The organism is Pseudarthrobacter sp. As-47, from assembly GCF_058215595.1.
Genome location: NZ_CM177088.1, coordinates 4394835 through 4416159 on the forward strand (window position 1 = coordinate 4394835; position 21325 = coordinate 4416159).

Annotated in this window: 23 protein-coding genes; 3 read left to right on the plus strand and 20 right to left on the minus strand. The window is 68.1% G+C overall.

The window, feature by feature from the left end:
• Nucleotides 1-47: 47 nt before the first annotated feature.
• Nucleotides 48-587, plus strand: a complete 540-nt coding sequence (locus AC4BCK_RS20335; RefSeq protein WP_174177721.1) for a TetR/AcrR family transcriptional regulator — start codon at nt 48-50, stop codon at nt 585-587.
• Nucleotides 588-623: 36 nt separating this feature from the next.
• Here the strand turns inward: AC4BCK_RS20335 and AC4BCK_RS20340 are convergent, their stop codons facing one another.
• The 3 genes from AC4BCK_RS20340 to AC4BCK_RS20350 all read right to left on the minus strand — a co-directional run bounded on the left by AC4BCK_RS20340 (nt 624) and on the right by AC4BCK_RS20350 (nt 3828).
• Nucleotides 624-1811, minus strand: coding sequence for a 4-hydroxybenzoate 3-monooxygenase (locus tag AC4BCK_RS20340; protein WP_366287082.1), 1188 nt, complete (start codon nt 1809-1811; stop codon nt 624-626).
• 132 nt (nt 1812-1943) lie between these two features.
• Nucleotides 1944-2687 carry an IclR family transcriptional regulator gene (locus tag AC4BCK_RS20345; protein ID WP_251424420.1) on the minus strand — a complete coding sequence of 248 codons (744 nt, stop codon included), beginning with the start codon at nt 2685-2687 and terminating at the stop codon, nt 1944-1946.
• Between the two features lie 61 nt (nt 2688-2748).
• Entirely contained in the window at nt 2749-3828 is a 1080-nt protein-coding gene (locus tag AC4BCK_RS20350; protein ID WP_490566938.1) for an FUSC family protein, read from the minus strand.
• 161 nt (nt 3829-3989) lie between these two features.
• Here AC4BCK_RS20350 and AC4BCK_RS20355 point away from each other — a divergent pair, with 161 nt between their 5' ends.
• On the plus strand, nt 3990-4832 hold the full coding sequence (locus AC4BCK_RS20355) for an ACT domain-containing protein (protein WP_490566409.1): 843 nt from the start codon (nt 3990-3992) through the stop codon (nt 4830-4832).
• Between the two features lie 6 nt (nt 4833-4838).
• Here AC4BCK_RS20355 and AC4BCK_RS20360 read toward each other — a convergent pair whose 3' ends face one another.
• The 9 genes from AC4BCK_RS20360 to AC4BCK_RS20400 all read right to left on the minus strand — a co-directional run bounded on the left by AC4BCK_RS20360 (nt 4839) and on the right by AC4BCK_RS20400 (nt 13368).
• Entirely contained in the window at nt 4839-5759 is a 921-nt protein-coding gene (locus AC4BCK_RS20360; protein ID WP_251424493.1) for a diacylglycerol/lipid kinase family protein, read from the minus strand.
• Between the two features lie 104 nt (nt 5760-5863).
• The gene (locus AC4BCK_RS20365) at nt 5864-7237 is read right to left on the minus strand and encodes an NAD(P)(+) transhydrogenase (Re/Si-specific) subunit beta (RefSeq protein ID WP_363958676.1); all 1374 of its coding nucleotides are present in this window, start codon (nt 7235-7237) and stop codon (nt 5864-5866) included.
• Nucleotides 7234-7554, minus strand: coding sequence for an NAD(P) transhydrogenase subunit alpha part 2 (locus tag AC4BCK_RS20370; protein WP_251424426.1), 321 nt, complete (start codon nt 7552-7554; stop codon nt 7234-7236). The genes AC4BCK_RS20365 and AC4BCK_RS20370 overlap by 4 nt, the downstream gene beginning before the upstream one ends.
• Nucleotides 7554-8723, minus strand: coding sequence for a Re/Si-specific NAD(P)(+) transhydrogenase subunit alpha (locus AC4BCK_RS20375; RefSeq protein ID WP_174177737.1), 1170 nt, complete (start codon nt 8721-8723; stop codon nt 7554-7556). The genes AC4BCK_RS20370 and AC4BCK_RS20375 overlap by 1 nt, the downstream gene beginning before the upstream one ends.
• 175 nt (nt 8724-8898) lie before the next feature.
• Nucleotides 8899-9222 carry an MmcQ/YjbR family DNA-binding protein gene (locus AC4BCK_RS20380; protein WP_251424495.1) on the minus strand — a complete coding sequence of 108 codons (324 nt, stop codon included), beginning with the start codon at nt 9220-9222 and terminating at the stop codon, nt 8899-8901.
• 119 nt (nt 9223-9341) lie between these two features.
• Nucleotides 9342-10169, minus strand: coding sequence for an IclR family transcriptional regulator domain-containing protein (locus AC4BCK_RS20385; RefSeq protein WP_251424428.1), 828 nt, complete (start codon nt 10167-10169; stop codon nt 9342-9344).
• A gap of 72 nt (nt 10170-10241) precedes the next feature.
• Entirely contained in the window at nt 10242-11774 is a 1533-nt protein-coding gene (locus AC4BCK_RS20390) for a tripartite tricarboxylate transporter permease (RefSeq protein WP_490566410.1), read from the minus strand.
• Complete coding sequence (locus AC4BCK_RS20395; RefSeq protein WP_363937432.1) at nt 11771-12325, minus strand: tripartite tricarboxylate transporter TctB family protein; 555 nt, start codon at nt 12323-12325, stop codon at nt 11771-11773. The genes AC4BCK_RS20390 and AC4BCK_RS20395 overlap by 4 nt, the downstream gene beginning before the upstream one ends.
• A 71-nt stretch (nt 12326-12396) precedes the next feature.
• On the minus strand, nt 12397-13368 hold the full coding sequence (locus AC4BCK_RS20400; protein ID WP_174177745.1) for a Bug family tripartite tricarboxylate transporter substrate binding protein: 972 nt from the start codon (nt 13366-13368) through the stop codon (nt 12397-12399).
• Between the two features lie 227 nt (nt 13369-13595).
• Here AC4BCK_RS20400 and AC4BCK_RS20405 point away from each other — a divergent pair, with 227 nt between their 5' ends.
• Nucleotides 13596-14468, plus strand: a complete 873-nt coding sequence (locus tag AC4BCK_RS20405; protein ID WP_490566411.1) for a shikimate dehydrogenase — start codon at nt 13596-13598, stop codon at nt 14466-14468.
• Between the two features lie 29 nt (nt 14469-14497).
• Here the strand turns inward: AC4BCK_RS20405 and AC4BCK_RS20410 are convergent, their stop codons facing one another.
• The 8 genes from AC4BCK_RS20410 to pcaG form a co-directional block, all read right to left on the minus strand.
• Nucleotides 14498-15301, minus strand: coding sequence for an IclR family transcriptional regulator domain-containing protein (locus AC4BCK_RS20410; RefSeq protein WP_363958662.1), 804 nt, complete (start codon nt 15299-15301; stop codon nt 14498-14500).
• Nucleotides 15302-15323: 22 nt separating this feature from the next.
• Entirely contained in the window at nt 15324-16001 is a 678-nt protein-coding gene (locus AC4BCK_RS20415) for a 3-oxoacid CoA-transferase subunit B (protein WP_490566412.1), read from the minus strand.
• A 1-nt stretch (nt 16002) separates the two neighbouring features.
• On the minus strand, nt 16003-16704 hold the full coding sequence (locus tag AC4BCK_RS20420; RefSeq protein ID WP_490566413.1) for a 3-oxoacid CoA-transferase subunit A: 702 nt from the start codon (nt 16702-16704) through the stop codon (nt 16003-16005).
• 3 nt (nt 16705-16707) lie between these two features.
• Nucleotides 16708-17922, minus strand: coding sequence for a thiolase family protein (locus AC4BCK_RS20425; RefSeq protein ID WP_490566414.1), 1215 nt, complete (start codon nt 17920-17922; stop codon nt 16708-16710).
• An 87-nt stretch (nt 17923-18009) separates the two neighbouring features.
• Nucleotides 18010-18459, minus strand: coding sequence for a 4-carboxymuconolactone decarboxylase (pcaC, locus tag AC4BCK_RS20430; RefSeq protein WP_174177757.1), 450 nt, complete (start codon nt 18457-18459; stop codon nt 18010-18012).
• Nucleotides 18456-19274 carry an alpha/beta fold hydrolase gene (locus AC4BCK_RS20435; protein ID WP_363937440.1) on the minus strand — a complete coding sequence of 273 codons (819 nt, stop codon included), beginning with the start codon at nt 19272-19274 and terminating at the stop codon, nt 18456-18458. The genes pcaC and AC4BCK_RS20435 overlap by 4 nt, the downstream gene beginning before the upstream one ends.
• Nucleotides 19267-20757: a lyase family protein gene (locus AC4BCK_RS20440; protein ID WP_490566415.1), complete on the minus strand. Its 1491-nt coding sequence runs from the start codon at nt 20755-20757 to the stop codon at nt 19267-19269. Before AC4BCK_RS20440 ends, AC4BCK_RS20435 begins: the two co-directional genes overlap by 8 nt.
• Entirely contained in the window at nt 20754-21317 is a 564-nt protein-coding gene (gene pcaG / locus AC4BCK_RS20445) for a protocatechuate 3,4-dioxygenase subunit alpha (protein WP_174177761.1), read from the minus strand. The genes AC4BCK_RS20440 and pcaG overlap by 4 nt, the downstream gene beginning before the upstream one ends.
• Between the last annotated feature and the right edge of the window lie 8 nt (nt 21318-21325).

Sequence of the window (21325 nt, forward strand, 5' to 3'; positions counted from 1 at the left end):
TTTACTACTTTTGTAGTGATGCGGAAAGGGTCAATTACACTGGGCGCATGCCTGACCGCCGGACCCATCTCCTTGATGCCGCCCTGGCCGTCGTGGCTGACAAAGGAATGAAGGGCCTTACCCACCGGGCCGTGGACGCCGCCGCGCAGGTGGCGGAAGGGACCACCTCCAACTATTTCCGCAACCGAACCGCCCTGGTGGAAGCGGTGCTGGACCGCCTGGAGCACCTGGACACCCAGCTGCTCCGGGACCAGGGAGCGGCTGGTCCGCCGCGGAACCTCGAGGAACTTGCGGGCCAACTGGCTTCCATGCTGCTGGCGCTGGCCGGCGAGCACGCGGGCCTGACCCGCGCCCGGCTGGCCCTTTCGCTGGACCGGCCGGAAGCGGTGACTGCCGGGCATTTCCGGCTGGTGGGCGGCCTGGTCCCGGCCCTCACCGCGCTGGGGGTGCCCGATGCAGCCGCCCGGGCACGGGACCTGGCGGATTACGGCGACGGCGTCCTGCTCCACCTGCTCACGGTCAGGCGGGACGAGCGGCCTGATGCCGCGTCCATCGCAGCCGCAGTCCGCCGGCTGCTCGCCCCCTAAGGCGCCTCCCGCCGTCGCCCCTTTCCCCGGAGCGTGTCAGGCGTGGCCGGGCCAGCCGGTGTAGGCCTCCGCCAGGTAGGCCATGCCGTGCCTGGACGACACCACGGAGTTGAGCTCGCCGAGCTGGCGTGCCCGGGAGAAGTCGTCCGCATCGGCGGGGGTGTGCAGCATGGTGGTCATCCAGTAGGAGAACTGCTGCGCCTTCCACACCCGCTCCAGGGCGCGGTCGCTGAAGGAGTCCAGCAGGTGGTCAGAGCCAGAGTTGTAATGGGTATCCAGACCCTCGAAGAGCATCTTGACGTCGTGGATGGCGAGGTTGAGGCCTTTGGCGCCAGTGGGCGGGACCGTGTGGGCGGCGTCGCCGGCGAGGAACAGGTTGCCGTGGCGCATGGGCGTATGAACGAAGCTGCGGAAGGGCAGGACCATCTTGTCGATGACCGGGCCCTCCTTGAGCTCAAAACCGTTGCCGTTGACCCTGCTGCGGAACTCCGCCCAGATCCGGTCGTCATCCCACTCCGCCACGTTCTCCCTGGGATCGCACTGGAAGTACATGCGCTGGACGGTCTCGGTCCGCTGGCTGATCAGGGCAAAACCGTTGGCGGAGTTGGCGTAGATCAACTCGTCAGCGCTGCGCGGAGCCTCGGCCAGGATGCCGAACCAGGCAAACGGGTACTCGTGGAAGTACCACTTGCGGCTGGCCTCGGGTATCTGGAAGCGGCAGTGGCTGCGGGACCCGTCGGCACCCACCAGGAAGTCGGCCTGGATCTCAAACTCCACCCCTTCGGCGTCCGTGAACCAGGCCCTTGGCTTCCCTTCCAGGTCATGCACGGTGGTGTCCGTGACGCTGTAGCGGACGTCGCCGCCGTCGGCCTTCCTGCGGGCGGCGAGGTCCAGGAACACGTCGGTCTGCGGGTAGAGCCAGACGGACTCCCCCACCAGGTCCTTGAAGTCCACGCGGTGGCTCTCGCCGTTGAACCGCAGTTCGATGCCGTCGTGCCGGTCGCCGTCGCGCAGCACCCGGTCCGAGACGCCGCTGTCCACGAGCATGTTGACGGTGCCGTGCTCCAGGATGCCCGCCCGGACGGTCTCCGAGATGTCCTTGTGGCTGCGGACTTCAATGACGGTGGACTCGATGCCGGCCTTGGCCAGCAAGTGGGACAGCATCAGGCCGGCAGGGCCTGCGCCCATGATGGCCACCTGGGTGGTGATGATGGTGCGGGGCATGGTTTTCTCGCTTCGTTGCGGGGCCGCTGCTGCGCGGCCGTGTGGTGCTTCTGCCAACAGTGTGCGCTCCGGCAGGTGAGCGGCGTTACATGAATTCCGTTCAACAGAAGGAGCCGGACGCTGGGCGGCGGACTACGCGTCGTTCAGCCTGCGCGCAATACCCCTGGCTGCTGTCTGCAGTGCGGGCACCAGTGCCTGCAGGCGCATCTCGCGCAAAGGGACCACGACGCCGAGCGAGGCCACCGCGCGCTGGCGGGGGTCCAGCACGGGGACGGCGATCCCCCACGTGTCTGGGTCCACCACGCCCTTCAGCTGGGCAAAGCCCTGGTGGAACGTTTCGCTGAGCAACACCCGGACAGCATCGGTGGCGACCTTCCCGTCCGGGTCCGCGAACTGGTCCAGGTACTGGCTTTGCAGCAGCCTGTCCTGGTGGGCCATCAGCGCCAGTCCCGCGGACGAGGTATGGACGGGCATCCGGCCGGCCACCCTGGCCCGGTTGGCCACGGACCCGCGGCGGGACAACCGTTCAACAAAAAGCGCATCCCAGCCGTCCAGCACGGCCAGGTTCACATTCTGGTTGAGGACCTGCTGGATGTCCTCCATGAACGGCATGGCCGCCTGCCGCAGGGCAAGGGTGGGTGCAGTGCGGTTGACCAGTTCCCAGAGCCGCAGGCCGGGGCGCACCAGGCCGCCGGGGCCGGCGTCCAGGAGGCCGTGGGCCGCGAGCTGGCGGACCAGTCGGTGGGCAGTGGTGAGCGGCAGGCCCGAGCGTTCGGCCAGTTCGGACAGCTGCAGGGCGCTGACATCCTCCGGGAAGGCGGAAAGCAGGCGGACAATGCGGTCCACCACCGAATCACCCGAGGCAGAATTCGCCACCGCACGCACCGCTTCCGTTGAATGGGACGATTCCAGCCTACCTTCGTGGCAGGTGAGGCGGCTATGGCACGTTGGCCGGTGCCGCCGTCGTGCGTCCACGGAGGCGGCGCCACCCGCCCGGGGCCAGGACCACGGCGATGCCGACGGCGGCGCCGATCACCGTTTCAATGATGCGGTCCCGGAGCAGGATGGTTGGCGATGCGGGGACCACGAGGAGGGTGGACACCAGCGCCAGGGGCGTGACGAAGATCTGGGCCAGCAGGTACTGCCGGATGATGAACATCTCGGCGCCGAACTGGCACAGCGCCATGACCAGGACGGTCTGCCACGGCTGCAGGCCCAGCAGCAGGATGCCCGCCATCACCACAAGCCCCAGCACGGTGCCGATGATCCTTTGCACCCCGCGGCGGACCCGGTGGCGGGTCGTGTGGCCCACCAGCGGAACGACGGCGGCCACCATGGCCCAGTAGTTGTGGCCGAACCCAAGGCGGCTGCCGGCCCAGGTGGCCAGCGCACCGGCCAGCCCGGCAGCCACCAGGTAGCCCAAGCCCTCAAGCAGGGCAGCGCGCTTCTCGTCGGGCGTGCGGCGGATGGGGCGCGGCCGGGACCATGCTGTCCGGCGGCTGGGCAGGATCCGGGAGGAGAACCCGATCAGCAGGCAGAAGGCGGTGGTGAGGGCGGCTACCAGAATGCCCTCCCACAGCGGCGGCTGGTTGGGGATGGAGGCAATGGCCGCGAACGCAAAGATATGGAAGAGGGACCCGGCAGGGCGCAGGCGGAACCACGAGATAGCCACCGAACAGCCGCCTGCCACCAGCGTGGTGGCCAGGACCAGGAGCCACGTGGTCCCGGCGGGGTCCAGCCCCCAGGCTCCGCCGGCCCGGGCAGCGAGCGCTGCGAGGAGAATGACCAGCAGCATCAGCAGGCCGGCCCTCAGCTGCAGCGCGAAACGGATGCCGTGGGGTTCGCCGCGGCCGTAGATGCCGGTGAAAGCCCCGAACGACGCGAAGATGGCAAGGTCCAGCCGGCCCAGCAGCACCAGCGTGAAGAGCGGCACGAAGACACCCACCGCGCACCTGAGGGCCGGGTGATGGTCCTTGTTGGCGGGGGCAATGCTGAACATCTCGGCGAGCATCTTCACGTGGAGCGGGGCCTTCCTGCGGTGCCGGGCGTCTGGGATCTGTTTTTGGTGAGACGGGCGGCCGCGCTGACGTTCCATCAAAAATCCTACGCCCGCCATGCTTCGCACGATCGGAACGGCCGGGCAACACCGCCGAAACAGCACCACGCGATCCTTGGACCATGAAGCCCGGTGCAAGCAAGACCCCCGCGTCTGAACTGAGCTGCGAAGTCTGCGGCCTGATGCCCGAACCAACAAGGACCCGGCTGACCCTGGCCAACGTGGCCGTGATGCTGCCGATCGAGCTCCTGGTCCACGCCCTGGTGGTGGACACCCCGCTTCCCTACCTGGCCAAGGTCCTTGTGCTGACCGTTACCGCCACTGTCCTGGTCATCTGGGTGGCTGAGCCCTCCGCGGCGCGGGTGCTTCGCGGATGGCTGCACGCACCGGCGCTGCGGCACCGGCGCCGGCTTACCGGGGCGCCGGCGTTGTGGCGGGCACGCACCGTCCTGCAGGATGAACCGGGGGCGCTGCAGAAAGTCACCAAGGCCCTGGCCCGGCTGGACACCAATATCCTGAGCATCCACGTCCATCCGGTGGCCGGCGGCGTGCTGGACGAGTTTGTGCTGTCCACGCCCGGCGATGTGGACGAATACCAGCTGCTGGAGGCACTGCACCTGGCTGGCGGCACACACTCCCACGTGTGGCCAACCACCGCGCTGGCGATGACGGACGGGCAGACAAAGGCGCTGAGCCTGGCGGCGCGGATCGCTGATGCGCCGGACGAGCTTCCGCTGGCCGTGGCTGAGCTCCTGCGGGCACGGATCCTTTCCCCTGCCGAGGCGCTGCTGGAAAGGCACGACGCCGGCACCCGGCTTAAGATCCCGACGGCCTGGCACGGCCCCATCACTTTTGTGCGGCCGGGGGAACCGTTCACTCCCGCTGAATCAGCCCGGGCCCACCGCCTCGCGGAGCTCGCCGAGATCCTGGCGCACCGGCCTGCTCCGTCCCGGCCAAGCAGGTAGGAAGCCCTACATCCGGAGGGTCAGGGCGGCCGGGTCCATGGTCATGACCACGTGCTTGCTCTGGCCTTCGTGGTCGCCGTCCAGCTGGTAGTCGTCCTTGTTTTCCAGGGTGATCTCCACTGTTTTGCCCTGGAAGTACTCCACGGCTGTGTCCTTCCCCCGGCCCTTGCCGATCATCCCGGCAACCACCGAGAGCCAGCCCAGCTTGCCGTGGTGGGGCGCCAGCACGGCAACGTCCAGCAGGCCGTCGTCCACCTTTGCCTCGGGGAAGATCTCCAGGCCGCCCTGGACCTTGCCGCAGTTGCCCACCATGACGCTGCGGACGCCGCGGCGGACAGCCGGCTTCCCGTCGATCACAATGGTGGCTTTGACCGGTTTGCCGGGCAGGTTCCGGATACCGGCGTCCACGTACGCCAGCCAGCCCACCTTGTCCTTCAGTTCCTCGTTGGTGTCGGCCATGATGGTGGCGTCGTAGCCCACCCCGGCCATCACCAGGAACAGCTGCTCCATGTCCGGGTCGCTGCGGCGGGCACGGACCACGTCGATCTTCCGCTCGGTGCCGATCAGGGCCCCGGCCATGGCGCCGTCGTAATCAGTGACGTCCATGCCGAGGTTGCGGGCCAGGAGGTTGCCGGTACCCAGCGGGAGCAGCCCCATGGGCACATCCCCACCGGACAGCACCTCGGCCACGCACCGGACGGTGCCATCGCCGCCGGCGGCGATCACGATGTCCGCCCCCTGCGCGAGCGCTTCCTTGGCCTGGCCGACGCCGGGATCCTCCTTGGTGGTTTCGAACCAGAGCGGCTCGCCCCAGCCGTTCTCCACGCAGTGCTTTGCCACCAGGCCGCGCACATCGATATCCACCGGCTTGGCCGGATTGACGATGATTGCGGCGCGCTGGGGTGAGGTGGAGCTGTTGGCAGTCATGGTGTCCTCTGGTGGCAAGTGAAAAGGCTACGTCTGAGAGAAGACTAGCCTGCCCCGCCCGGGGTTCGGCGCAGGCCGGCAGCAGCCCCGCACTGGGTACGCGGCTACAGTGCTTTGACGGCCCCGAGCACCTGGGCCAGCGAGTCCTTGGCGTCGCCGAAAAGCAGCGACGTCTGCGGCTCGTACAGCAGGTCATTCTCGATCCCGGCGAACCCGGGACGCATGGAACGCTTGAGGAACACCACCTGCCGGGCCTCCGCCACTTCCAGGATGGGCATGCCGTAAATGGGTGAGCCCGCGGACGTCTTGGCGGCCGGGTTCACGACGTCGTTCGCGCCCACCACCAGCGCCACATCGGCCGTCTTGAACTCCGGGTTGATCTCCCCCATTTCCTTGAGCGACTCGTACGGCACGTTGGCCTCGGCCAGCAGCACGTTCATGTGCCCGGGCATCCGGCCCGCAACGGGATGGATGGCAAAGTCCACCTCAATGCCGCGGCTTTCCAGGGCCAGCGCGAGCTCGGCCGCGGTGTGCTGGCCCTGGGCCACGGCCAGTCCATAGCCGGGAACAATGATGACGCGCTGCGCGTAGCCGAGCAGGACCGCAACGTCCTCCGCGCTGGAGGAACGGACGGGACGCTCGCTCACGGCGGTGGATCCCGCCGTCGAACCTCCCCTGAACGCTCCGAACAGGATGCCCGCCACGCTGCGGCCCATAGCCGCCGCCATGGCCCGGGTGAGGATGGTGCCCGAGGCGCCCACCAGGGTGCCGGCCACCACCAGCAGCACGTTGCCCAGCACCAGGCCGGAGGCTGCCACGGCAAGGCCGGTGAAGGCGTTCAGCAGCGAGATGACGATGGGGACGTCGGCACCGCCCACCGGCAGCACCAGCAGGATGCCGGCGGCCAGTCCCAGCACCAGCAGCAGCGACGCGAGCGGAAGGGAGCCGGTAAAAACGACGACGGCGGCCGCCGCCACGGCGGCGAGCAGCACCGCGGCCATCACCGCCGGCAGTCCGGGAAACACCACCGGCCGGGTGGTCATCAGTTCCTGGAGCTTCGCGAACGTAACCCCCGAACCGGCGAAGGACACGGCACCCACCAGGAGGGTGAAAACGATGGCCAGGCGCACCCAGGGATCGCCGGCATGGCTGAGTTCCAGGAGCGCCACCAGTGCTGCCGCGCCGCCGCCCACGCCGTTGAAGAGGGCCACCAGCTGCGGCATCTGCGTCATCTTGACCCGCCGGGCCACCGGGGCGGCCACGGCCGACCCCACGGCAATGGCCGCCAGGATCCACGGGATGTTCTCCAGCCGGGAGGACAGGAACACGGTGACGACGGCGATCAGCGCCCCTGCGGCGCCGATCAGGTTTCCGCGGCGGGCGGTCCGCGGGGAGCTGAGCCCGCGCAGCGCCAGAATGAAGAAGACGGCGGCGACCAGGTACAGCAGCGACGTCCACACAGGATCCAGGAGGCTCATTTGCCGTCCGCCTTCCGGGCGGCCTGACTGGTGCCGGCCTCTTTGCGCGCATGGAACATGTGCAGCATCCGGTCGGTCACCACAAAGCCGCCCACCAGGTTGGCCGTGGCAAGGACGACGGCGAGGAGCGCCACCGCGAGCACCCAGGGGTCTGCAGCCTGGCCGGCGACGATGATGGCGCCCACCAGGATGATGCCGTGGATGGCATTGGCGCCGGACATCAGCGGGGTGTGCAGGGTGCTGGAGACCTTGGACACCACCTCGAAGCCGACAAAGACGGCCAGGACCGTAATGGTCAGCAGGCTCATACCGTCCATCAGAGCGCCCCTTCCCGCCGGGAGCCGGCCCGCTCGGCCAGCAGGTCCGCCGTCGGCTGGTGCCGCACCGTGCCGTCGTGGGTGAGGCAGGCCCCGGCGATGACCTCGTCACTGAAATCGGGAGCGAGCGCACCGTCCCTGACCATCAGCACCAGCAGGTTGGCGACATTCTTCGCGTACAGGCGCGAAGCATCCGACGCCATGGCGGAGGGTGCGTCCTTCAGGCCGACCAGCAAGACGTTGCCGGAGCCGTCAGCGGTGGGTATGGGAACGTCCTGGCCCGCCACGACGCCTTCCACGTTGCCGCCCGACTCGGCCGCGAGGTCCACAACCACCGACCCTGCCCGCATGCCCTGCACCATCTCCCGTGTGACCAGGAGCGGTGCCCGCCTGCCGGGGACGGCCGCCGTCGTAATCAGCACGTCGGCCTGCGCCACATGCGGTGCCAGCAGCTGGCGCTGCCGGGTGCCGGCGTCGGAACTGAGCTGGCGGGCGTAGCCGCCGGCGGCCTCCGCCGTTTCGAGGTCCAGCCGGATGAAGGTGCCGCCCATGGAGGCTACCTCGTCCGCGGAGGCGGGGCGGATGTCGTTGGCGAAGACCCGCGCGCCGAGGCGCTTTGCGGTGCCGATGGCCTGCAGGCCCGCCACCCCGGCCCCCAGCACCAGCACCCGGGCGGGCGGGACGGTGCCGGCGGCGGTCATGTACAGCGGAAAGAACCGGGGCAGCCGGATCGCCGCCTCAAGGACGCAGCGGTACCCGGCCACGAGGGCCTGGGAGCTGAGGGCGTCCATGGACTGGGCCCGGGAGATGCGGGGCACGAGTTCCAGGGCGAAGGATGTGACGCCGGCGTCGGCGAGCGCCTGGACGGTTGGCAGTTCGGACGACGGCGATGCGAGCCCCACGGTGGCGGCTCCCCTTTTCAGGGACCGGGCTGTGTCCGGGTCGAGGGGCCGGACGTGGGCAAGGACGTCCAGCTGGGCGGGATCGAGCTCGGAGACAATGCGTGCACCCGCCTGGCTGTACGCGAGGTCCGGGTACCCGGCCGCCGCGCCGGCGTCTTCCTCGAGGAGTATCTCGACGCCGAGCGCCGCCAACTGCTTGACCGTTTCCGGCGTGGCGGCCACCCGCCGTTCACCCTCCCGGCGTTCCCGCGGTATGCCCAGTTTCACCCGCTGACTCCCCTCGCTGCATGGATGCGCGAGCGCCGCCCTGCCGGGCCGTTCCTGGTTGACCTGGACCAGCCGGCTTCGCGGAGCGGCGCTGCTGCACGTAGTTGGCTTGAGTCTATGGCCCGCACCGGTGCCGCGGGAGTAGTGCGGCCTGCTTGGGTGGCAAACAGTTACCTTACGGCCGCTTGCGCCTGCTCTGTTCCCCGCCCGCCAGCCGGTAGGAATCCTGCAGCAGTTCCGCCAGCAGCTCCCCGCCGATCCCGTCCAGCCGCACCAGCACCAACTGGGGGGAACGCTCGTGATGCGGGGTCCAGAAGTATGTTTCCGGCTCCGTTCCCGCCAGGGCCTCGCGTTCGCCAGTCTTGACGGTGAGGACTCCGGGTTCCCAGATGCGGGCCATCAGGGTCCTAGCGAACCATGCGGGCTGGCCCCAGCTGGGCCGCTCCGTGACGCCCGTCATCGCCAGGGCAATCCTGCGGACGTCGGCTTCGGTGGCCATAAGCCACAGTGGCACTGCTGCCGCTCCGGGGCAAGGGCTGCCGGTTCGCCGGCGCCGCGGGCGTGCGTGGCGCCGCGGGCGTGCGTGGCGCCGCGGGCGTGCGTACCGCCCGGGCCGCGTCAGCCTGGCGTGTCCGCCATCGCGGGCCGAAGCATATCCACGCCGCCGAGGCGTTTTGCCGGCCGGCCCTGGTAGTCCAGCCCTATCTCACGTGCTGTTTCCTGCAGGAGCGGGACAACTGTCTGTTCGATCACGTCCTGGGCGGCGCGGTGTGTCTGCAATGAGACGTTGACAGCGCCGACAGCCTCGTCTCCGCACCAGATGGGAACGGCAACGCCGCGGAGGCCGTTCTCTAGTTCCTGGGACACCATGGACCACCCCTGGCTCCGGGCAAGGCTGACCTCGTCCTTGAGGGCCTCGAGGCTGCCGACGGAGTGCTCGGTAAACCGCTGCAGGTGGACCGATTCGTAGTACGCCTCCAGCCTGCCGGCCGGCAGTGCGGCGAGGAGCACCCGGCCCATGGACGTTGCCCACGCCGGAAACCTGGTGCCCACGCTGATGGATACGTTGAGGAGCCGTGGGGAGGGGACACAGGCGACATACGCGACGTCCGCCCCATCAAGCACGCAAAGGGACGCCGTCTCGCCGAGCTCGGACGCCAGCAGTTTGAGGTGCGGCTCGGCCACCCGGGGAAGGGACAGGATGGAGAGGAAGGACGAACCCAGCTCCAGGGAACGGGCGGTCAGTTCAAAAGTCTGTCCATCCGTCCGCAGGTACCCCAGGTCCGCCAGCGTCAGCAGGAACCGCCGGGCAGAGGCACGCGTTATGTCCGTCGCCGCCGCGATTTGGGAGACGGTCAGGCGGGGGGTTTCCGAAGTGAACGCCCTGAGGACGTCAAAGGCCTTCCCGACCGACTTCACAAAGTACGCCGGATGTTCTTCTTCCATGGACTTCCTGCCCTTCCGAAAAAATACAGGACACCGGGCCCGCCTCGGTGGGCCCGGTGTCCCTGAGCGTAGCTAGCTCGAAACCTTCGCCTGGTCCGCTCCGGCGCCCACTGCCTTGCGCCGCTTCAGCTGCGCGCGGAGGGGAGGGACCACCAGTGCGGCGGCAGAGATGGCAAGGAGCACCAGCGCAATGGGACTGGTGAAGACGGATGCCCACCCGTCGGTGATGAGCGCGCGGCGCAGGTTTGCCTCGGCCAGGGGGCCGAGGATCAGGCCCAGAACAGCAGGTCCTGCAGGGAAACCGAACCGCAGCATGAACAGCCCCACGGCCCCGAAGATCATCATCATGAACACATCGAAGACGCTGTTGTTGATGGAATACGTCCCCACCATGCAGAAAATCAGGATGATGACCCACAGGTAGTGGCTGGGCAGTTCCAGCAGTTTGACCATGCCGCGCATGCGCAGGAGGCTCAGCCCGAGGGTCAGGGTGGTGGCGATCAGCATGATCGTGACCAGCGAGGAGACAAGGTCCGGCCGGCTGCTGAAGAGGCTGGGCCCCGGCTGGATGCCCCAGATCATCATGGATCCGATCATGACGGCCATGACGGAATCACCGGGGACGCCGAGCGCCATGGTGGTGGTCACGCTGCCGCCCAGGGTTGCCGTGCTGGAGGTATCGCCGGCAGTCAGGCCCTCAAGGGAGCCCTTGCCGAACTCCTCCGGGTGCTTGGAGACTTTCCTGGCGTTGTCCCACGCGATGATGCCTGCGATGTCGCCGCCCACGGCCGGGACAAGGCCGACGACGGATCCGGTCACCGCACCGATTCCCATTGGCTTGAGCAGCCGCTGCATCAGTTTCCGTCCCGGCATCCACTGGCCCAGCTGGGTGACGGGCTTGACCTGGTGCAGGTGCCTGCGCCTGGTGAGAATCTGGTTGAGGACTTCCGCCACGCCGAAGAACCCGATGATGACCGGGATGAAGGGCACGCCGCCGTTCAGTTCCAGGACATTGAGGGTGAAGCGGGCGTCACCGGTGATGGGATCACGGCCCACGGTGGCCAGCAGGAGACCGAAGGCTCCGGCGGCAAGGCCCTTGAGGATCCGTCCCGAGGAGACACCCACCATCATGGTCAGGCCAAAAACCACCAGCGCGAACATTTCCGGCGGCCCGAACTGGCGGGCGAATTCCGAAAGGGGCACCGCCGCGACCGCCAGGATGAGGATGCCAAAAAGCATGCCGAAGGCCGAGCCGAAGGCGGACGTCGTCAGGGCCAGGCCCGCCTGTCCCTTCAGGGCAAGCGGATAGCCGTCAAAGGTTGTGGAAATGGAGGCAGGGGTGCCCGGGGTGTTGATGAGGATGGCCGGCACCCGGTCCCCGAACTGGGCGGCCACGTAGATGGTCAGCAGCACGGCGAGGCCCTGGATGGGTTCCAGCGTCAGCGTGAAACCGCTGGCCAGAGCCACGGCCATGGTGGCAGTCACACCCGGGAAGGCACCCACGAGCATGCCCACCAGGATGCCCAGGCCTATGTAGAGAAGGGTATCCACCTGGAGGACGGTCATGATGCCGTCCGTGACGGGCGAGGCAGCGATCTGGATCATAGGTTCACCCGCAATGCGACGACAAAAAGGAAATGGAGGACGGCCGTAACGATGGCCGGGAACACGAGCAGCGGCCTCCAGCCCCGGCCGCCGTAGAGGGCCGTCAGCGCGACGCACGTTGCGAACGTAATCAACCAGAACTGGAGGACGTTCCATAGCAGGAGGTAGCCCACCAGGATCACGGCCGTCAGCAGCATCCGGCCGATGCCCCAGCCGCTGAGCGGATCAGGGAGGTTTGCCCGGCTGACCCCGCGCAGCACGTTGACCACCACCTGCAGGACGCCGAGGACGATAAGGCTCCATGCGAGCATGGTGGGCCAGAAGGGAGGCCCGAGTTCCACCCGGACCCCCGAACGGATGCCCTGGGCGAGCACCAGGATGAGAACGCCGAGGCCTATGGTGACGGCGGCCGGAACCAGTTCCCTGAGCCGGTGCGCGCGGTCCGTGACCAGCACCTCGGACACAGGGTGGATATGGGCTTCGGCGTGGTCCTGCTCAGGGTCTGTTGGGTTGAGGCCTGCCGGTGGCCCTGTTGCTGTGTGATCGTTCATTGCGGTTCCTCAGTAGGGGCCGGCCAGCGGAAGGCCGGCCGGCCCGTCTGCCTCGAAGTGTGTGCCCTGCGCTACTTGCCCTGCGCGAGCTTGATCCACGGTCCGTAACGGTCGGCTTCCTCGTCAAGGAACGCCTTCATCTCCTCCGCGTCCTTGAAGGTAGGCACGAGGTTGGACCCTTCGATGACCTTCTTGTATTCCGGGTCCTCAACAGCCTTGCCCATGGCGGTGGAGAGCTTGCTGACCACTTCCTCGGGTGTACCGGCCGGAGCCATGATTCCCACCCATGAAGCGTTCTGCAGGTCGATTCCTTCTTCCTTGGCGGTGGGGACATCCGGGTTCTTTGGATCCCGTTCCTCGGTCAGCATGGCCAGGTAACGGAGCTTGCCTGCGTCCACCTGGTTCTTCTGCGTGCCGATCGCATCGATCGAGAAATCGACGTCACCGGCCGCCGCAGCAGCAACTGCCGGGGCTGAGCCGTCAAACGGGACAGATGTGAGTTCGATTCCGGCCAGTTCCTGGAGGCCCTGGGCGGGGGAATCCCAGACCGAGCCGACGCCCGGGCTGGAGTAGGTGACCTTGCCGGGGTTGGCCTTGGCGTCCGCGACGAGGTCCTTGAGCGACTTGTAGGGGCTGTCCACCGGGACAGCGATGGCACCGGGTCCGGCCAGGCCCTGGCCAATCGGCGCGTAGTTGGACGGGTCGATGTCGTAATCCTGGAACTGCAGGGTGGCCACCTCTACGCCCATCATCGAGAGGTTGTATCCGTCCGGCTTTTGGTCCTTCAGCCAGTTGTAGGCCACCGATCCGTTGGCTCCCGGCTTGTTTTCGACGATGACTTCGACGCCCAGCTCTTTTTCCAGCAGCGGTGCGATGGTACGGGCCGTCAGGTCCCCCGAGCCGCCTGCGGCCCACGGAACGGTCAGCCGGATGTCCTGTGCAGGGAAGTCGGCTTCCGAACTGCTGTTGCTGCCCGAGGCGCAGCCGGTCAGCGCAAGCAACCCCGCCGTGCCCACTGCGAGTGATTTTAGAAGGGTTTTCACTACGGTTTTCTCCTTTGATACCCGTACTCCGACAAGGCTGCCGGCTGTCTTCTCCGACAGTGCGCCTCGCCTGGGACTTTGTGCGCATTACGAACATGTGTGCATAAAACGTACAGTAGTTGTAATCTAGTTCACATCGAGGTCCGGAACAAGGCCGCGGCCGAAATTGTGACCAGGCAATCCGACCCAAGGACGCTTCGCACTGGCGGGGCCGGAAGGTGGACAGAATGAGTACTCCGGCGGAGTCGTACCTGGTGGGGTTGATCGGCGAAGGAACCACGCACTCCCTGACCCCCGCCCTCCACGAGCGGGAAGCCGACCATCACGGGCTGCGGTACATCTACCGGACCGTCGACCTGACCGTCCTGGCACGTCCGGCGGACGACGTGGGCACCCTGCTCTCGGCCGGACGCGACCTGGGCTTCAATGCTTTCAACATCACCGTTCCCGCCAAACAGGTTGTCCTTGGGTACCTTGATGATCTTTCGGACGATGCGGCGCGGCTGGAAGCGGTCAACACCGTCCTTGTCCGTGATGGCAAGTTCATCGGCCACAACACCGATTACTCCGGATTTGGCTCCGCCCTCGAGGAAGGCCTCCCCGGAGCATCCCTTGGACATGTTGTGCAGCTGGGCGCGGGCGGCGCCGGGGCCGCTACGGCCTATGCGCTCCTGGCGGCAGGAGCGCAGCACCTGTGCGTCCTGGACCTGGATCCCGCCCGGTCCCGGGAGCGGGCCGAGGCCCTCGCGCAGATCTTTCCGGACAGGAACATCGAGTGGCGGCCGATCGGCGAGATAGGGGATCTGATGTCCGAGGCTGACGGCCTGGTGCATGCCACTCCCGTGGGCATGCACGCCCATCCGGGCATGCCCCTGGACGGGGACCTGCTCCAGTCCCGGCACTGGGTGGCCGATATCGTCTACCGTCCGATCGAAACCGAACTGGTCAAGGCCGCCGGCGCCAAAGGGTGCCGTGTGCTGGACGGCGGCCACATGGCCGTGGGCCAGGCGGTGGACGCCTTCCGCCTCATCACGGGCGTGGAACCGGACCGCGCACGCATGAGGCAGCATTTCCTGTCCTTGCTCCGGCAGGGGACCTAGGCACGGGCGGTGTCCATCCCCTTGGGCGGCTAACCCCGGGCGCTGAGATCGGCGGAGATGAGTTTCGCCGTCGCAATGATCTCCTGTGCCACCGAGGCCAGGAAGGCGTCCGGGTCCGGCTTGGCGGCGACGGACTGGGCCTGCAGGGACACGTTGACGGCTGCCACTACCCGGGACCTGTCGTACACAGGGGCCGCCACGGACATCAGGCCCAGCTCCAGCTCCTGGTCCAGCAGGCACCAGCCCTGCGCCCGGACCGTCTCAAGGACTGGCAGAAGGTCCTTGGCGGTGCCCAGGGCGCGCGGGGTCAGCGGCTTGATCTCGGCCGTGGCCAGGTAGGCCTTCAGGTCCGCCGGAGGCAGCCCGGCGAGCAGCACGCGGCCCATTGACGTTGCGTACGCCGGGAAGCGGGTGCCCACGGTAATGCCCACGTTCATGATCCGGCGTGTGGTCACCCGGGCGATGTAGGCGATGTCCGTCCCGTCGAGCACCGCCGCAGAGGTGGACTCCCCCAGTTTCAAGGACAGTTCCTCAAGGTGCGGCTGCGCCATCTGCGGCAGCGACAGCCCGGACAGGTACGAGTAGCCCAACTGGAGCACTTTGGCCGTCAGCGCGAAGGTTTTGCCGTCCGTCCGCACGTAACCCAGTTCCACCAGGGTGTGCAGGAACCGCCGGGCAGTGGCGCGCGTCAGCCCGGTGCGGGCTGCCACCTCCGTCAGGGTCATCATCGGGTGGTCCGTATCGAATGCACGGATGACGGCGAGCCCGCGGGCCAGGGACTGGACGTACTGGTCACTGGCCTGCGGGGCACCCGCTGATGCTGCGTCGGTCATGGTTACCAATCCTAGGGCCGCCTCAGGCCGCGGCGGCCGCCTTGAGCGGAACCGGCACCAGTTCCTGGAGTTCCTCCAAAGTGCAGCCGAACGTTTCGCGGACGGTGATGCCGCCGGGCCCGGTGAGGAAGACGGCTTTGTCCGTGTACACGCGGGTGACGCAGCCGACGCCGGTGAGCGGGTAGGTGCAGGACTCCACAATCTTGGACGCGCCTTCGCGGGTGAGCAGGGTCATCATCACGAACACGTCCTTGGCGCCGGTGGCCAGGTCCATGGCGCCTCCGACGGCGGGAATCGCGCCGGGTGCCCCGGTGTGCCAGTTGGCGAGGTCGCCGGTGACTGATACCTGGAACGCGCCGAGCACGCAGATGTCCAGGTGCCCGCCGCGCATCATCGCGAAGGAGTCGGCATGGTGGAAGTAGGAGGCGCCGGGGAGTTCGGTGACGGGGATCTTGCCCGCGTTGATGAGGTCCTCGTCAACCTCGTCCCCCTTGGCTTCCGGGCCCATGCCCAGCATCCCGTTCTCCGTATGGAGCGTGATGTCCTGGTCCTCGGTGAGGTAGTTGGACACCAGGGTGGGCTGGCCGATGCCGAGGTTCACGAACGAGCCGGGGGCGATGTCCCTGGCCACCAGGCGGGCGAGGTCGTCCCGGCTCAGCGGGGCCTCGGAGGTCTTGATGCTCGATTCCATGACGCCCATCTCAGGCCACCTTCTCTTCAGTGCCAGTGGTGCTGCCGGCTGCCGCGGGAACGCGGACCACAGTATTGACGTAAATTCCGGGAGTCACCACGTTCTCCGGATCCAGAGCCCCGACAGGCACGATCTCAGAGACCTGGACAATGGAGTGCCTGGCCGCCGCGGCCATGATCGGCCCGAAGTTCCGGGCGGTCTTGCGGTACACCAGGTTGCCCTTCCCGTCCGACTTGAGCGCCTTGATGAGTGCGACGTCGGCGTGGATGGGGGTCTCGAACACCTGGCCGCGGCCATCAATGATCCGGGTTTCCTTGCCCTCGGCGAGCATGGTGCCGTACCCGGTGGGGGTGAAGAACCCGCCGATCCCGGCCCCGGCGGCCCGGATCCGCTCGGCCAGGTTGCCCTGCGGCACGAGCTCCAGCTCGATCTGCCCGGCCTTGTACTTGGCGTCAAAATGCCAGGAGTCTGACTGGCGCGGGAAGGAACAGATCATCTTCCGCACCCGGCCTTCCTTGATGAGCAGGGCCAGGCCCTGGTCACCCTGGCCGGCGTTGTTGTTCACCACCGTCAGGTCCGTGGCGCCGCAGTCCAGCAGCGCGTCGATCAGCTCGAACGGCTGCCCGGCGTTGCCGAACCCGCCGATCATCACGGTGGAACCGTCCTTGATTCCGGAGACGGCCTCCTGGACCGACTCTACGAATTTCAGCATTGCCTAGGCCTTTCCTGTGCTGGTGCCTGCGGAGGCGGTGACGTTTTCGAGGACGACGGCGAGGCCCTGGCCCACGCCGATGCAGATCGCGGCCACGCCCCAGCGCTCCCCGGACGCCTGCAGGGACCGGGCCAGGGTGCCCAGGATGCGGGTTCCGGAAGCCCCCAGCGGGTGGCCCATGGCGATCGCGCCGCCGTGCCGGTTCACAATGGAGTGGTCGATGCCCCAGGCGTTGATGCACGCCAGGGACTGCGCGGCGAACGCCTCGTTAAGTTCGACGGCGCCCACCTGGTCCCAGCCGATGCCCGCCTTCGCGAGTGCCTTGTTCGCCGCCTCCACCGGGGCGTAACCGAAGAACTGCGGATCATTGCCGTGCGCGCCGCGCCCGGCGATCCGGGCCAGCGGGTCCAGGCCCAGCAGCCCGGCGGCAGCCTCGGACCCCACCCAGGCCGCGGAGGCGCCGTCGGACAACGGCGAAGCATTCCCCGCGGTGACCGTGCCGTCCTCGGTCCGGAACACGGTCTTCAGCCCGGCGAGCTTCTCCGCCGAGGAACCGGCACGGATGCCCTCGTCCCGGACCAGGTCCGTGCCCGGCACCGGGGCCACCAGGTTGTCGTAAAACCCCTCGTCCCACGCCGCGGCGGAGAGGTTGTGCGAGGCCGCCGCGAACTCGTCCTGCGCTTCGCGGCTCACGCCGTACTTCTCGCGCAGCCGCTCAGTGGCCTCGCCCAGGGAAATCGTCCATTCCTTCGGCATGGCCTTGTTCACCAGCCGCCACCCCAGCGTGGTGGAGGCCAGGGTCATGTCCCCGGCCGGGTAAGGCTTCTCCGTCTTCGGCAACACCCAGGGGGCCCGGGACATCGATTCCGCACCGCCCACCAGCACCAGCTCGGCGTCACCGGCGTTGATCTGCCGGGACGCGATGATCGCCGCGTCCAGCGAAGACCCGCACAGCCGGTTGACCGTGGTGCCCGGAATCGAGACCGGCAAACCGGCCAGCAACGTGCCCATCCGGGCGATGTTCCGGTTCTCCTCGCCGGCACCGTTCGCGTTGCCGAACACCACCTCGTCGATCCGCTCCGGGTCCAGCCCGGGGGCCCGCTGCACGGACTCCTTGATCACATGCGCGGCAAGGTCATCCGGACGGACCCCGGCGAGGCCGGAGCCGAACTTCCCGAACGGGGTGCGCACGGCGTCGTACACAAAAGCCTGGTTCATCACTGTTCCTCTACATTCTTGACTGGTCTGCCCAACCAGGTAGCAGTTGATGTCGTTTTGGGGGCCCAGAGCGACATCTGCTGCTACCTAGTTGGGTGGGGTGTCCGCGTCCATGTCCTTGAACACCTGCTGGGCGGTCTTGAAAGCCGTATTCGCGGAGGGCACTCCGCAGTAGATGGCGGTCTGCAGCAGGATTTCCTTGATCTCGTCCCTGCTGAGTCCGTTGGTGAGGGCAGCCCGGATGTGCATGGCCAGCTCCTCCCAGTGCCCGTGCGCCACCATGGCGGTAATGGTGACGGCGGAGCGCATCTGCCGGGTGAGGCCGGGCCGGGTCCAGATCCCGCCCCACGCGATCCGCGTGATCATGTCCTGGAAGTCGTCCGTGAATTCGTCTTTGGCGGCGTTGGCCCGGTCCACGTGCGCATCGCCCAGCACTTCGCGCCGCACCTTCATGCCGCCGTCGTAAATGTCCTGGCTGGTGGCGCCGGGCTGGACGGCGCCGTTGCGTTCGGGGTTCTTCGCGCCGGTGCCGTTCACTTGGCTGCCCCCCGCGATTCGGTCCAGCTGATGAGGCTGCGCATCAGCTCGGCCACGTGGGCGGGAGCTTCTGCCGGGGCAAGGTGCGCCACGCCCTCCAGGGTGACAGCGGTGGCCGTCCCGCCGCCGGCCGTGATGCCGGCCGCCACTTCTTCAGCGAACGACGGCGGCGCCACCCCGTCCAGCGCCCCTGCGATGACCTGGGTGGGCACCCGGATGCTGCCGAGGTCCTCCCGGACATCGAACGCGGCCAGTGCCTCGCAGCAGAAGGCGTAGCTGAACCGGTCGGCATCGCGCAGGGCATGCAGGAGCAAGCTGCTGAGCTCCGGTTCGCGCTCCATGAAACCGGGGGCGAACCAGCGTTCCGCCGAGCCCTGGATCATCACCGGGGTGCCCTGGCTGCGGACCGTCTCAGCCCGTTCCAGCCACCCTTCGGGCGTTCCCAGCTTGGCACCGCTGCACTGGACGGACAGGCTCTTGAGGCGTTCCCCGTGCTTGATGCCCAGCTGCAGGCCGGTGGCGCCGCCCAGGGAGACGCCCGCGTAGTGGAAGGCCTCTCCGGGGGCGATGGAGTCCACAAGGTCAACCACGGCATCAGCCAGGGCGGCAACATCGAAGGTCCCGGTGGCTGCCGGTGAGACCCCGTGGCCGGGCAGGTCCCAGGCCACGACGTCGACATCGTTGCCGAGCACCGAGGCGGTGCGGTTCCACAGGATGGTGGAGGTGCCCAGGGAGGGTCCCACCACCAGCAGCGGATGGTCACCCAGCGGGCGCTGGGGCGAGAGCAGGGCTGCTTTCAGGGCAGGTTTAGCCACGGGGGTCTCCGTTCGCGTCGGTAAGGGATGGTTCGGGGGGCGCCGCGTATTCCGGGAAAGCGGCCAGGATACGGCGGGAAATATTTGCCGCCTCGCCCAGGTAGCTGGCGGGGTTGAGGAGTTCCTCGAGCCGGAGGTCGGTGAGAACCCCGGCCGGCACGGCGTCGCGGAGCAGCTTGCGGTAGGTGGCAGCCTGCTCCCCGGAGGGTGCCTGCAGGGTCTGGTCCACCACGGCCTGCAGCTGTTCCTTCCCGGTGAGGCCGTCCTTTGCCCCCAGCAGGGGCGCTATCGCCGCGCCCACCCCCTCGGCCAGGAGCAGCGGACCGGCGAGGTCCAGGTTGCGGCGCATCTCGTCCGGGAAGGCCTGAAGGCCGCCGGCGAGTTCTCGGATGTGTCCGGCCGCCCCGAGTGCCAGGGCCAGGAGCTGCCGGAGCGCCGGCCACTCGGTGTGCCACGCGGCGTCCGGGCGCTCATCGTTGAAGTTGGCTGCCGCCAGGTGCAGCTGGGCCACGAGCTGGGGTGCCTGCAGCGCCGCGCTGCGGACCAGGACAGACAGTACGGGATTCTGTTTCTGCGGCATGGCAGAGGAGACTCCGCGGCCGGCGGCGCGCGGTTCGGCCAGCTCGCCCACCTCGGGCCTGCTCAGGAACAGCACATCGGCGGCGATCTTGCCGAACGCGTCCAGCACGGCGGCGAGGGCGTTGCCCAGCGACGTCACCACCAGCCGGTTGGTGTGCCAGGGCGCCGGGGCGGCGGCGAGGCCCAGCTGTGCCGCCAGGGCATCCGCCAGGCTGAAGGGGGTGCTTGATGAGCCGGAGGCCAGGACGGTTCCGGCGGCCAGGGTTCCCGCAGCGCCGCCGAACTGGACCGGATAGGCCAGGACCTCCAGCTGGCGTCCCGCGGCGGCGACGCCATGGAACCATTGCGCAGCCCGGAGCCCGAACGTGAAGGGGAGCGAATACTGGGTGAGGCTCCTGCCCACGCACAGCGTGTCCGCATGCTCTTCGGCCAAACTGGCAAGTGCCGCCGAGGTGCGCTTCAGGTCGCCGAGCAGCGCTTCAACGGTGTTGCGGGCCAGCAGCATCAGGGCCGTGTCCAGCACGTCCTGGCTGGTCAGGGACGTGTGGACTGCCCTTCCGGCGCCAATGCCGGTGCCGTCCAGCGCCTGGACGTTTTTCCGAAGGTCCGCCAGCAGCGGGATCACCGGGTTGCCCCCGCCCTGGGCGCGTCGGGCTATGCCTGCCACGCTGTACCTGCCAGGCTCGGCCGCTACGGAGACGACGGCGGCGGAACCGGCGGGCGCCAGGCCCGCCTTCTCGAGCACGGCGGCCCAGCCGGACTCGACGGCGAGGATCGCCGCCAGCACGGCCCGGTCGCCCGTCAGCGCACCCACAAGGGGTGACGCCGAGACGGGACTGAGCAGGCCGGCGTCGCCCTCCTCCCCGAAGGCGCCCGCATCTCCCAGGCCGGCGGACCCGGTCACTGGAAGTCCAGGAAGACTGTCTCGCCCTCGCCCTGAAGGCGGACGTCCCAGGTGAGGCCGCCGTCGGCGTCGCGGCGGGCGATCAGCGTCTTGCGGCGCTCGGGGTCCAGGGAGCTCAGCAGGGGGTCGTTGGCCAGGGCCTCGGTGTCCTCCGGGAGGTAGATGCGGGTGAAGAGCCGGTTGGTGAGTCCGCGGGCGAAGATGGCCACGGAGATGAAGGGCGCCGAACCCGGCGACGTCGGGCCCGGGTTCACGGTGGTGAAAGTGAAGACTCCCGAGTTCCCCACGGCGCCGCGGCCCCAGCCGGTGAAGGTGTAGCCGTCGCGGACCAGGGAGCCGGTCTTCTGGACGACGTTGCCCTCGGCGTCGGGCTGCCAGATTTCCAGGATGGCGTCCGGGATGGTGTGGCCGGCGCCGTCATACACCGTGCCTTGCAGGCGGATGGAGCCCGGTGAGCCGGGGGCCAGGAGTTCGTTGTCCTTGTCGAACGGAAGCGCGTAGCCGTAGAACGGGCCCACGGTCTGGCCGGGAGTGGGGACGAGTTTGGTCTGGTTGTTCATCTGACTGG